This is a genomic window from Alkalihalobacillus sp. R86527 (genome assembly GCF_042466185.1).
GTDB lineage: Bacteria > Bacillota > Bacilli > Bacillales > Guptibacillaceae > Guptibacillus.
Window position 1 is genome coordinate 1625291 of the sequence record NZ_JAXHBW010000001.1, and the last position, 12362, is coordinate 1637652.

The following is a 12362-nucleotide window of genomic DNA, read 5'->3' on the forward strand; positions in this document are numbered from 1 at the left end:
CAGGTATGAATGACCTTATCCAATGTAACAAATTAACGAAAAGCTATTCAGGACAATCCATTTTAAACGATGTTTCATTTTCTCTAAAAAAAGGAGAACATCTAACGATCGTTGGACCTTCCGGTTGTGGAAAATCCACTTTGCTTCGGTGCCTTGCAGGTCTTGAGTTCATCGACAGTGGTGACGTAAAGCACAATGGACAATTGATTACGTCAACAAGACCTGAAAAACGCTCAATCGTTTTGATGTTTCAAGATTCCTTATTATTTCCTCATCTCACAGTTATCGAAAATATAACATATGGGTTGAAAAGGACAAAAACTCCCAAAAAAGAGCGGGTAACACAAGCCCTACAAATGTTAGAAAAGGTGAAGCTTACACCTTGGAAAAACGTATATCCACATGAGCTTTCTGGTGGTCAGAAGCAGCGTGTCTCTCTTGCGAGGGCACTTGTTTTAAAACCAGACCTTCTGTTACTAGATGAACCATTCAGCTCATTAGACGCATCACTTCGAGAATCTCTAAGGGGCGAAGTGAAGGAGATATTACGGGAAGAAAATATTACATCATTATTTATTACTCATGACCGCGATGAAGCAATTGAGTTAGCAGATCGTTTAGCGGTTATGAATGATGGCCGATTGATTCAACAAGGAACACCGTATGATGTTGTAACATATCCTTCTTCAATAGAAAGTGCCAGAATAATAGGAGAAGGTCTCCCTTTAGAAGAAGGGTTTGTACCTCTTCACCATGTTACAGCCGTAGGTAAGAATGACGTCGTGCTGAATAATAAAGAATCGATATCAATCCCTGGAAAAGTAACCGCGCATACAGTGAAAAACAATTCAGTTTGTTATCGTGTTTCTTGGAAGGATGGAACGGTACTTGTTTCTTCTGAAGATGTATTAGTACCAGGACAGGATGTGCTTCTGAAGGCAGCAAGAATGCACGTTCATCCGTATGAACAAAATCTAAGTTCATGGAGCAATACTCCATGACGATTAGAGCAGTAATAAAAGGAATCATGATGGTTTGTCTGGTGATTGGAGTTTACCTGCTTAATGAGAATGTGTTTAACCTCCGACCTTCTCAACTTCGTTTGTGGATTTCATCATTTGGTCTTTATGCTCCGTTGATTTTCCTAATCGCTACGATAGGAAGACCGTTTATTTTGTTTCCAACATCGGTACTTTCGATAGCAGGTGGCCTGGTTTTTGGTCCGTATATTGGGACCATTTTAGCTGTAGTAGGTGGCTCCACTGGGGCATTGTTGTTCTTTCTAGCGGCACGAAAGCTTGGCTTGAAAGCATTGCCAGCATTCTTGCGGAAAAGAGGGGAAAGGTTAGAAAAAGGTCTTGCCGAGCAAGGGTTTGCCTATGTGTTGCTATTAAGGTTGGTCCCATTTTTGCACTTCGATCTTGTTAGTTATGTATGCGGTGTTTCTAACGTAGATAAAAAGAAATATTATCTTGCAACGTTAGTAGGCATGCTTCCTGGAGCATTAGCACTGAATTTTCTAGGTGCCAGTTTTCTATCAAACAATATTAAATCAGTTGGAATCGCAGCTATCGTCTTATTAGCTCTCCTATTAATCACATTGTATATTCGCAAAAAAGCGTTTGGAACAGAATTAGAAAAAGAAATTTAATTGAAGGATGGTGTGCTGTGCTCGATACACATGGAAGGAAGTATGTACAGCCTATCATGGACAAAACTGCAGACTGGTTTCTTAAGCTAGGTCTTAGTGCCAATCAGGTAACGATTATATCGTTTATAATTGGGGTCTCCTCAGGGGTTTTTATTTATATAGATCAACCGGTTTTAGCTGTTGTAGTTCTATGGGTTTCTGGATACCTCGATGCGGTGGATGGAACGATGGCAAGGAAAACAAAGCCATCCGCGTTTGGAACAGTTTTGGATGTGAGTTTCGATCGTGTTGTAGAAATTAGTGTCATTTTAGGACTTGCTTTCGCATTTCCTGAATCGATGTGGGCATTGTTGTTACTCAGTACTTCGATCATATTTGCAATGACCATCTTTCTAACTGTCGGAGCTGTTTCAGAGAAACAAGGAATAAAATCATTTTATTATCAAGCAGGTGCAGCTGAACGGACAGAAGGGTTTCTATTGTTTACCGCTATGATCCTCTTCCCTAGCTACTTAACAATACTTACATTAATATTTCTAGCAGTTGAACTATTTACAAGCTTACAAAGACTAATCGAAGCAAAAAGAATACTGTCGTAGAGGGGTGTTTCATATGGAGAAATATGACTTGATCGTGATAGGTGGAGGGTCGGGAGGATTAACAGCTGCAGCTGGAGCTGCTAACATGGGAGCGAGCGTTGCATTGATCGATGATCAACCCGGTCTTGGTGGCGATTGTTTGCACTTTGGATGTGTGCCTTCTAAGGCTTTTATTTCGGCAGCAAGGGAAGTTCATGCCGTTTACAAAGGGGCAAAAGAATTTGGATTATCTGTTAGCGGAGAAGTTCGATTTCAAAGAGCCATTGATCGAGTTCATGAAGCTATTGAGGACATCCAAGAAATCGATAGCGATCAGCGATTTGAAGACCTTGGTATAACGATTTACCGTGGGAAAGGTTCCTTCGTGGACGAACACACTGTATCGATTGATGGTGAAAATACAATTAAAGGAAAAAGAGTAATCATTTCTACAGGTTCTAGTCCTAGTGTTCCTCCTATACAAGGTGTTGATCAAGTACCTTTTCTTACAAATGAAACGATATTTAATTTAGATCATCTACCTGAAAGTATTGTGTTTATTGGTGGAGGAGTTGTAGGGCTCGAGCTTGCTCAATCATTAGCAAGGTTCGGAGCGAATGTGACGGTCATCGAAACATCTCAGACAATCTTAAAAAAAGAAGATGGCGATATTATTCCTGTAGCAAGAGAAATCTTAGAAAAAGAACTTACCTTTATTTACAAAGCGGAGGTAACTGGGATTTCTACACGTGATGGGAAAAAGGCTGTAATGTATAAGGTTGATGGAAATGAAGAAGAGTTACTCGTTAACGAGATCATGATGTCAACAGGGAGAAAGCCCAATACAGATAAGCTAAACCTTGAAGCTGCAGGCATAGAAAGCAATAAAGGATATATTACTGTGAATGATCAGTTACAAACTTCTAAATCACATATCTACGCTATAGGAGACGTTAACGGAGCTTTTCCATTCACACATGGAGCTGGAATGGAAGGGAAATTGATTATACAAAATGCGGTATTTGGATTAAGAAGAAAAGTGAACTATGATAATGTACCATGGGTAACGTATACTGACCCGGAAATCTTCCATCTTGGCTTAACTGAGGAAGAAGCAAAAGAAAAACATGGTCAGAATATTCGTATATTCAAAGTTGATGTAGCTGACGTCGATCGCTTTATTGCAGAGCGGAAAAAAGATGGTCTTGTGAAAGTGATTACAGATTCAAAAGGGAAAATATTAGGAGCACATGCTGTTGGAGAAGATGCATCGAGTTGGATGCAGGAAATTGTTTTTGCAAAAGAACATGGGCATAAGCTAGGTGATTTATCTACCGTCATTCACCCATATCCTACTAAGGGAGCGATCCTGAATCAAGCATCAGATCTGTACTGGCGTGAAAAACTTTTTGATGGGATCTTTCCAAAGGTTGCTGAAAAATACATTAAATGGGTCAGGTAAGAGAAAAGGATGATTTGATTGAAAAAGTTGTTGTTAATCGGGGGAGGACACGCTCACCTCTATTTAATTAAGAAATTACAAGATGAAGAACTGGAAGTTGAAGTAACAGTCATGTCTCCTTCTGAATACCAGTATTATTCAGGTATGTTTTCTGGCTATATGGAGGGGATCTATAGTTTTGAGAATATCCGAATTCATCTCCCTACTCTTGCAGATAAAGCAAAGGTTTCGTTCATAAGAGGAGCAGCATTATCGATCGATGCAGAAGCGAAAGTGGTATTAACTGAGAAGGGAGATATTGTTTCATATGATATGCTATCGATTGATATTGGATCTTATACTGGTGGGATCGATGTGCCAGGAGTAAGGCAGCATGCTCTTCGAATCAAACCTACGTACCGAATTGAAGAAGTTGCAAACAAAATGTGGGAAGCTAATAATCCTGTAGTTGTAGGTGGGGGTGCCGCGGGGATAGAGATGGCGCTTTCCTTGAATGCAAAGAGACAGGCTGAAGGCAAAGCAGCCGTAACGTTAATAACGCAGTCAACGCTATTAACAGGAGAGCACGAAAAAACACAAACTAAAATTCAAGAAATAGCAACGGAAAAAGGCTTGAATGTTCATCAGAACGAAAGAGTTTCAAATGTTACTTCCTCAAGCATCATAACCTCTGAAGGAAATCAGATCTCTTATGATCAACTTCTCTGGTTGACTGGTCCAAAAGCACCAGGGATTTTCCAAACCTCTAAATTACCCGTTGATCATAATGGCTATTTGTTAGTTGAAGATACGCTACAAGTGAAGGAATATCCTGCTATATTTGCAGCTGGAGATTGTGCATCGCTTAGAGATTACCCAAACCTTCCAAAATCAGGTGTTATTGCAGTAAGGCAGTCAGAAGTCTTGTGGAATAATATTAAAGGCTTTATTAAAGGAGAAGATGGTATCCGTTTTCAACCAAAAGAGAGATATTTATCAATTCTCTCAACTGGAAATAAAGATGGACTATTATTATATGGAAACGTAAGTCTTCATCACCATTTCTCATGGAAGCTAAAAAATAAAATTGATCGAAGGTTTATAGAGAACTACCAATAGTAAAAGGCAGGCTTTCACTGACAGCCTGCCTTTTATGATGCATTTCGTTCTTTTCTCGCAGTTTTGAAGAATAATAGTTCATATATGATTGGAACGATTAGTAAGGAGAAGTGTTGGCGTTAGCAATGCATCTAGAGGTATGAAGGTTTCGGAATGTGTCATTTCTTGCCGATCACGTTTATAATGGGAATAGAGGTAATAGCTGAAAAGCAAATGACACTATAGCTCTACGAAGTGCTCGACCAGAGATACTCATAAAAAAACTTTCTACTGAGGATAAGGAAACAGTTTATGAACCGTTTCTATAGATGAAAAGGAAGAGGAGTGAAAAGATGAAGTTACAGTTTACAGATAGAGCGATTGAAAAACTAGAGTCAGAGCAAAAAGGTTACTTTAAGCTGAATTATGATATTGAGGATTGTGGATGTGTCGTCAACGGAGTTACGCAGCTTGTATTGGATTCAGAGGTTGGTGACTACGACTTAGAGTTAGAAACTAATTTTCGACCGGTTAGAGTACAGAAACAATATGCAGTGTTTTTTGATGAGGATATGAAGGTAGACTTTCTACCAAAATATCATTGTTTTATGTTGAAAAGTGATAATGAGATATTGAACCCAAGAATGCGTTATATCAATCGTATTTCGTAGTGTAGGAGGCTTTTAATCGTGTCGTTTATTACTTATTTTCTTTTGTTTTTTCTCGTTTATCTTATTGTAAAAGGAATCTCTAATTTTCTAAAGGAAAAGAAAATGGATCGCATTTCATTTATTGGTGGAATAATATTAGCCTTGATTTATAGCACGATTTTAACAATATTCAAAGGATAAAAGGAGCACGGTGATGTGCTCCTTTTATTTTTAGTTAACCATAATTAAAATATGTTAGTTAGTTTTTGCTGAGACTTCTTTTTGATAAAGGGTACGATAGGGTGTACTAATAGATCGTGAAAGGTGTGGCTCTATCTCATCGATTGCCATCATGAGTTTATTTAAGTTAATCCCAGTAGCGACGCCCATCCGTTCTAACATGTAAACAACGCTTTCTGTTGCAACGTTGCCTGTTGCTCCTTTGGCAAAAGGACAACCGCCAAGTCCACCTGCAGACGTGTCAAACCTTGAAATACCTGCTGTGAGACAGGCGTAAATATTAGCAAGTGCCATACCCCTAGTATCATGAAAATGAGCAGTCAGTAGGGTGGTTGGAAATTCCTTTTTTAGTGTATGGAAGAGGTGATAGGATTCTTCTGGGGTGGCCATGCCGATTGTATCAGCAACACTAAGCTCATCTACTCCGGCGTTAACGAACTTCCTGCACACATCTAGCGTATCTTGTAATGCTATCTGCCCTTCATAGGGACAGTAGAAAGCAGTTGAAATGCATGCGCGAACAAAGTAACCGTCCCGTTTCAACTCATCTACTAAAACGGTCAGTTCTTCTAATAATTGTTCGGTTTCTTTATTGCTGTTCTTTTGATTAAACGTATTACTTACACCTGCAAATAAAGCAACGGCTGAAACATTTGTTTCCTTTATTCGTTCGATGCCTTTTCTGTTAGGTGCAAGTACGAAATTTCTAGATTCATCTAGACATGAGTCGGTAATTCCTTTGGCGTCTTTCATCTGTGGAACCCACTTCGGAGAAACGAAAGAAGTAATTTCCATCTCTTTAATACCTGAATCTTTAAGTGCACTTATAAAGTTAATCTTATTTTCAGTAGGCACATAATTTGCTTCGTTTTGGAGACCATCTCTTGGGCCCACTTCGATTATTGTCGCTTGTTCTGGTATCATGATTATCAGCCTCTCATTTGTAAGCGTTATCTTTTTTATTAAAACAAAGCTAAGGTATTGTTGCAAGAAAATCGTTAGAATAATGGGAATTCTATTTCTTTGAAGGATTTTTCTTATCAAAGTAAGAATTATGTAGAAGAGAGTCACTTTAAGGAGGAAAATGCGATGAATCAAGATGTAGTAATTGTAAGCGCTGTCAGAACCCCTATAGGGTCTTTTAGTGGTGCTTTGAAGAATATTTCAGCACCAGACCTTGGTGCGTTAGCTATTAAAGAATCAATCCGAAGAGCTGGCATTACGCCTGATCAAATAGAAGAAGTCATTATGGGTAATGTACTTCAAGCTGGGCTAGGTCAAAACCCAGCAAGGCAGGCAGCTATAAAAGCAGAAATTCCAGTAACTACGCCTGCGATGACCATTAATAAAGTATGTGGGTCTGGATTGAAAACAGTTCATCTAGGTGCACAATCAATCATGCTTGGTGATCAAGATATTGTGGTAGCTGGAGGAATGGAAAATATGAGCCAAGCTCCATATCTTCTTCAAGGAGCGAGAGATGGACTTAGAATGGGCGATCAAAAGATTGTCGATAGTATGGTCCACGACGGACTTTGGTGTGCATTTAATGATTATCATATGGGAGTAACTGCAGAAAACCTTTGCGAGCATTACAATTTGTCGCGAGAAGAGATGGATGAATTTGCAGCTTCAAGTCAACAAAAAGCTCAAGTCGCGATTGAAGAAGGACGTTTTAAAGATGAAATTGTCCCTGTCTCGATCCCCCAACGTAAAGGTGACCCTGTAATCTTTGATACAGATGAATATGTGAAACCAGGTACGACATCTGACAAGCTTGGTAAGCTTCGACCTGCTTTCAAGAAAGATGGTCGTGTAACTGCAGGGAATGCTTCAGGAATTAATGATGGAGCAGCAGCTGTTGTGTTGATGAGTCGTAAGAAAGCAGAGGAACTAGGAGTTGAATATCTAGCCGTTATTAAGGCTAACGCAAGCGGTGGCGTAGACCCAAGTGTTATGGGGCTCGGACCAGTTCCTGCAACTAAAAAGGTACTAGAGAGAGCAAGTCTATCGATGAGTGACATGGACTTAGTGGAAGCTAACGAAGCATTCGCTGCACAGTCTCTCGCTGTAGGAAGGGATTTAGATTTTGATCGTGAGATTCTTAATGTTAATGGAGGAGCAATTGCGTTAGGACATCCAATTGGGGCGAGTGGAACGAGAGTCTTAGTTACACTTATTCATGAGATGAAACGAAGAAATAATCGATATGGACTTGCCACACTCTGTATTGGTGGTGGACAAGGGGTAGCGACAATAATAGAAAGACCTTAATAATAGAGGAGGCATATAGCATATGAAACCTATTCTAAATTCATTTGATGAAGCAGTAAAAGATATACAGGATGGTGCGACCCTTTTGGTAGGTGGGTTCGGCCTTGTAGGTATTCCAGAGAATTTAATTATAGCTATTCGAGACAAAGGTGTTAAAGACCTAACCGTTATTTCTAACAATTGTGGAGTAGACGATTGGGGTCTTGGTCTTCTCTTGAAAAATAAACAGATTAAAAAGATGGTAGGTTCTTACGTAGGTGAAAACAAAGAGTTTGAGCGTCAAGTACTGTCAGGAGAGTTAGAAGTAGAGTTAATCCCTCAAGGAACATTAGCTGAGCGAATTCGTGCTGGTGGTGCAGGGATTCCAGCTTTCTACACGCCTGCTGGAGTAGGAACTCCAATTGCAGAAGGTAAGGAAGTTCGGAGCTTTGATGGGAAAGAGTATTTGCTTGAGCCTGCAATAAAAGCTGACTTTTCACTCGTTCGAGCTGCTAAAGCTGATTTGATGGGAAATCTTGTTTATAACAAAACTGCTCGTAATTTCAATCCTATGATTGCGGCAGCAGGTGAAGTGACCATCGCTGAAGTGGAAGAGGTTGTCGAAAACGGAGCGCTTGAACCAGATCACATTCATACTCCAAGTATTTATGTGCAAAAAGTAATCGTTGGTGAACAAGAAAAGAGAATCGAAAGACTAACGACTAAGTAAGGAGGCTAACCATGACAAAAGTAGATAAAGCAACAGTTAGGGAAAAGATTGCAAGAAGAGCCGAGAAAGAAATTAACGATGGTTTTTATGTGAATCTTGGTATAGGGATGCCTACGATGGTTGCTAACTATATACCTGAAGGGAAAAAGATCGTTCTTCAATCTGAAAATGGCCTTCTCGGTATAGGACCATATCCAACTGAAAGTGAAGTCGATCCTGACTTAATCAATGCGGGGAAAGAAACGGTTACAGCGATGCAAGGAGCTGCGTATTTTGATAGTGCAGAATCTTTTGCCATGATTCGAGGTGGACATATCGATGTTGCGATCCTCGGTGGTATGGAGGTATCGGAGAACGGTGACCTTGCGAACTGGATGATCCCAGGTAAGATGATCAAGGGAATGGGTGGAGCGATGGATTTAGTGCATGGAGCTAAACGAATCGTAGTCATCATGGACCACGTTAATAAGAATGGGGATCCAAAAATATTGAAAGATTGTTCATTACCTTTGACAGGAAAAGGTGTAGTCAATCGAATCATTACTGACCGTGCTGTTTTCGATGTGGCAGATGAAGGATTGGTACTAAGGGAAGTTGCAAAAGGATTTACTGTCGATGAGATCAAGCAATCAACAGAGCCTGAAATTATTGTAAAAGACGTGCTCATGGACGCATTTTAATATAAAAAAACGCAGTCTCACTAGAGACTGCGTTTTTTCACAGAGTGTCGAGAAAGTCTCAAGGAGCCTCTGCCCCGGATATAGTGGTGATTTCCGCTCCAGGATGCTCGCATTCCGCGGGGCGGGCGGTGAGCCTTCTCAGCGCACAAAACCATTGTGCCTCCGGGGTCTCACCTGTCCCGCTCATCCCGCAGGAGCATCCTTCCGCTCCAATCTACATTTTAGTGTATGAATAAGGAAAAAAACAAAGCTTTTAAAAAACGGATGAAGAATGAAAGCACATGCCTACTTAATCATAATCAGTCGGAAAGTTTGCTGTGATTGATGCCAACCCAATAGGAGTGAATACCTCTTGATTCTCGTGGGAAACGGGCGTTCGTCCACAGGAAAGCAAGCGTTGTTCTCCTTCGGCAGAAAGAACAACGAATCAAGAATTCCCAACAAGCTGAGAAAAAACGCAGTCTCACTAGACTGCGTTTTTGCATTTATCGATGTTTATCATATGTGATCGCTTTTGAAATCGATTGAATATCGTTGATTTCATTTTGAGTTAATTCAGGAGAATTTTGCGCCGTAAGGTTCGAAAGCAGTTGTTCGCTCTTACTTGCTCCAGGTATTGCTGTTGCTACTGCAGGATGGGCGAGGGTGTAACGAAGTGCAGTTTGTGTCATATTACGGTCGTTCCCCTGGATGTCTGATAGTTTTCTAGCCATTTCGAGTACTTCATCTTTAGAATGGGTTAGAAAACCTTGGTCTTTCACTTTATCTTCGAATCGATCTGTTAGCATTCCTTTTGCGAGTGGACCTCTGGCAATGACACTAATATTATGCTTGTGTAGCAAATCAAGCATCTCTTCTTCAGGTCGTCGATCAAGAATACTATATTGCATCATGACAGATGCGATTGAGGATCGTTGTACATATTCTCGAATAACGTTTGGCCGGATACTCGATATTCCGTATTCACGTATAAGACCTTCCTGTTTCAGTTCTTCGAAAGCTTGAATCGTTTCATCGATAGGATCTTCAATCGTACCACCGTGTAATTGATATAAGTCGAGATAATCAGTCTTCAACCGTTTTAAACTTTGTTTACATGCATCCTTAATGTGTTTTTTGGATGGATCCCAGAACCACCCTTCTTTTCCGTTCTCCCAGTGATTCCCTCCTTTTGATGAGAGAATAACTGAATCTCGTCTGTCCTGTAGGGCTTTACCAACGATTTCTTCATTTAAACCAAATTCATAAAGGTCTGCTGTATCAATGAAATTGACTCCGTTGTCTATCGCTTCGTGTATGAGAGAGATTCCCATTTCTTGATCAGTGCCAATCGACATCGTACCAAAGCCGATTTCACTAACGTGAAGATTAGATTGACCGAGTTGATTTTTCTTCATAGATTCTTTACCTCCCCTAAAATAGCTATCTCTAGTGTATCGTGAAATGTAGAGGCAACGCTAATAATACGGGTGTCTTGTCACATGTAACATCACCTGGTATAGTTAGTGAGTAGAGGAGGCGGTTTGATGGGGAAGGAAGCATTATTAATCATAGATATGAGTAATGATTTTATTCACGATCGAGGGAGTTTAACGGTTGGATTGAAAGGCCAGGCGATTGTTCCTGAAATAAGGTCACTTGCAGATTCTTTTCTTGAAGAGGGTAATGAAGTGATTGTTTGTATGGACGCTCATCAAGAACAAGATTCCCACTTTGAACAATGGCCTATACATAATGTAATAGGGTCCTGGGGCCAAGAGCTGTTTGGGGAGCTAAACGCATGGTATGAGGATCATCGATTGCACTCAAATGTGGAGTATGTACCTAAACCAGAATATGATGCATTTTATCAAACGAACCTTGAAGAAATTCTTCGTTCTAAAGGTGTTGAAACTGTTCACTTAGCAGGGGTGTGTACAGATATCTGTGATTTCCTTACCGCATATGGAGCTTATGCGAGAGGCTTCAAAACCGTCGCACATAAACGTGCAATGGCCACGTTCTCCAACCATCATGATGTTTTTCTAGATCAGATGAAAACCATTTTCCAGACGGAGATACGTTAATAAGCTATAAGGACTGAGTAGGCAATGGTATTTTAAAATTTGAAATCGCGTGATCTCTTATATTGAAAAAGCTGCCCCTATTTTTAACTGTACCCTGTGCAGTAGACTTTTTTAATGTGTCTACTACACAGGGTACAGTTTATTTTTCGGGCAGCTTTTATTATTGAATTAACTTCAAATGAGACTTTGACTTAGTCGGAGATGCTTGGATCCACTCTTCAATTGTTTCATAGTGATTCATATAGTGCTTGATCATTAATTGGATCTGCTTAGGTTTCCCTACCATCGTCACTCCATTTGATTGTATATAAATTTTCACTAGTATGCCCTCCTACTTTATCGATCCATAAGTCAGCTGATGTTCCCCTATTATCTGTCTGTTGTGATAGACTTTATGTATCGAATTGAAATTTTAGAACCAGGAGATGAGCGGACATGGATCATTTATATGAAAAGACACTTCGTTCAGAAACACTATATGAAGGTCGAATAATTAATCTAAGAGTGGAAGATGTGGAACTACCGAATGGGAAGCAAAGTAAACGTGAACTGATTGATCACCCGGGAGCAGTTGCAGTTATCGCAATAACACCAGATAATAAGATTCTTGCTGTAAGACAATATCGGAAAGCGCTCGGAAAATCGATTGTCGAGATTCCAGCAGGCAAGCTGGAGATTGGAGAAGAACCTGAAATTACTGCAATTAGGGAGCTTGAAGAAGAGACAGGGTATTCGTGTCAATCCTTAACAGAAGTGATCTCGTTTTATACTTCTCCAGGATTTGCAAATGAATTAGTACATCTTTACGTTGCTGAAGGACTTGTGAAAAAGGGAGAACAATCTGCTGATGAAGATGAGTTCCTAGATGTTTTATATTTATCATTAGAAGAATTAGAAGAAATGGTTAATACGAAAGAAGTGCATGACGCAAAAACAGCTTATGCATTACTCTATCTCAAAATGAATCAAAGGTGA

The 12362-nt window shown here is 40.0% G+C and carries 15 protein-coding genes; 12 read left to right on the forward strand and 3 right to left on the reverse strand.

Annotated features, from left to right (window positions below):
• The first annotated feature begins 5 nt into the window (after window positions 1-5).
• From SJY16_RS08280 to SJY16_RS08310, 7 genes are all read left to right on the forward strand, one after another.
• The gene (locus tag SJY16_RS08280; protein ID WP_377888677.1) at window positions 6-1001 is read left to right on the forward strand and encodes an ABC transporter ATP-binding protein; all 996 of its coding nucleotides are present in this window, start codon (window positions 6-8) and stop codon (window positions 999-1001) included.
• Window positions 998-1651 (forward strand): TVP38/TMEM64 family protein, encoded by a 654-nt coding sequence (locus SJY16_RS08285; RefSeq protein ID WP_377888679.1) that lies wholly within the window; start codon window positions 998-1000, stop codon window positions 1649-1651. The genes SJY16_RS08280 and SJY16_RS08285 overlap by 4 nt, the downstream gene beginning before the upstream one ends.
• Before the next feature lie 17 nt (window positions 1652-1668).
• Window positions 1669-2250: a CDP-alcohol phosphatidyltransferase family protein gene (locus SJY16_RS08290; protein WP_377888680.1), complete on the forward strand. Its 582-nt coding sequence runs from the start codon at window positions 1669-1671 to the stop codon at window positions 2248-2250.
• Between the two features lie 13 nt (window positions 2251-2263).
• Window positions 2264-3691 carry a dihydrolipoyl dehydrogenase family protein gene (locus SJY16_RS08295; protein ID WP_377888682.1) on the forward strand — a complete coding sequence of 476 codons (1428 nt, stop codon included), beginning with the start codon at window positions 2264-2266 and terminating at the stop codon, window positions 3689-3691.
• Between the two features lie 18 nt (window positions 3692-3709).
• On the forward strand, window positions 3710-4789 hold the full coding sequence (locus SJY16_RS08300) for an FAD-dependent oxidoreductase (RefSeq protein WP_377888684.1): 1080 nt from the start codon (window positions 3710-3712) through the stop codon (window positions 4787-4789).
• A gap of 332 nt (window positions 4790-5121) precedes the next feature.
• On the forward strand, window positions 5122-5439 hold the full coding sequence (locus tag SJY16_RS08305; RefSeq protein ID WP_377888686.1) for an iron-sulfur cluster biosynthesis family protein: 318 nt from the start codon (window positions 5122-5124) through the stop codon (window positions 5437-5439).
• A gap of 18 nt (window positions 5440-5457) precedes the next feature.
• Window positions 5458-5619 (forward strand): hypothetical protein, encoded by a 162-nt coding sequence (locus SJY16_RS08310; RefSeq protein WP_377888688.1) that lies wholly within the window; start codon window positions 5458-5460, stop codon window positions 5617-5619.
• Between the two features lie 54 nt (window positions 5620-5673).
• Here the strand turns inward: SJY16_RS08310 and SJY16_RS08315 are convergent, their stop codons facing one another.
• Window positions 5674-6591 (reverse strand): hydroxymethylglutaryl-CoA lyase, encoded by a 918-nt coding sequence (locus SJY16_RS08315; RefSeq protein ID WP_377892132.1) that lies wholly within the window; start codon window positions 6589-6591, stop codon window positions 5674-5676.
• Between the two features lie 156 nt (window positions 6592-6747).
• On the opposite strand from SJY16_RS08315, the gene SJY16_RS08320 reads away from it, so the two are divergent.
• From SJY16_RS08320 to SJY16_RS08330, 3 genes are read left to right on the forward strand one after another with little or no spacing between them, the layout of a single operon-like run.
• Window positions 6748-7932 (forward strand): acetyl-CoA C-acetyltransferase, encoded by a 1185-nt coding sequence (locus SJY16_RS08320; RefSeq protein ID WP_377888689.1) that lies wholly within the window; start codon window positions 6748-6750, stop codon window positions 7930-7932.
• 22 nt (window positions 7933-7954) lie between these two features.
• Window positions 7955-8641 carry a CoA transferase subunit A gene (locus tag SJY16_RS08325; RefSeq protein WP_377888691.1) on the forward strand — a complete coding sequence of 229 codons (687 nt, stop codon included), beginning with the start codon at window positions 7955-7957 and terminating at the stop codon, window positions 8639-8641.
• A gap of 11 nt (window positions 8642-8652) precedes the next feature.
• Window positions 8653-9321 carry a CoA transferase subunit B gene (locus SJY16_RS08330; protein WP_377888693.1) on the forward strand — a complete coding sequence of 223 codons (669 nt, stop codon included), beginning with the start codon at window positions 8653-8655 and terminating at the stop codon, window positions 9319-9321.
• A gap of 485 nt (window positions 9322-9806) precedes the next feature.
• Here SJY16_RS08330 and SJY16_RS08335 read toward each other — a convergent pair whose 3' ends face one another.
• The gene (locus SJY16_RS08335) at window positions 9807-10718 is read right to left on the reverse strand and encodes an aldo/keto reductase (protein ID WP_377888695.1); all 912 of its coding nucleotides are present in this window, start codon (window positions 10716-10718) and stop codon (window positions 9807-9809) included.
• A 129-nt stretch (window positions 10719-10847) separates the two neighbouring features.
• On the opposite strand from SJY16_RS08335, the gene SJY16_RS08340 reads away from it, so the two are divergent.
• Window positions 10848-11387: a cysteine hydrolase family protein gene (locus SJY16_RS08340; RefSeq protein WP_377888697.1), complete on the forward strand. Its 540-nt coding sequence runs from the start codon at window positions 10848-10850 to the stop codon at window positions 11385-11387.
• Between the two features lie 160 nt (window positions 11388-11547).
• Here SJY16_RS08340 and mciZ read toward each other — a convergent pair whose 3' ends face one another.
• Window positions 11548-11706 carry a Z-ring formation inhibitor MciZ gene (gene mciZ / locus SJY16_RS08345; RefSeq protein WP_377888698.1) on the reverse strand — a complete coding sequence of 53 codons (159 nt, stop codon included), beginning with the start codon at window positions 11704-11706 and terminating at the stop codon, window positions 11548-11550.
• A gap of 116 nt (window positions 11707-11822) precedes the next feature.
• Here mciZ and SJY16_RS08350 point away from each other — a divergent pair, with 116 nt between their 5' ends.
• Complete coding sequence (locus SJY16_RS08350; protein WP_377888700.1) at window positions 11823-12362, forward strand: NUDIX domain-containing protein; 540 nt, start codon at window positions 11823-11825, stop codon at window positions 12360-12362.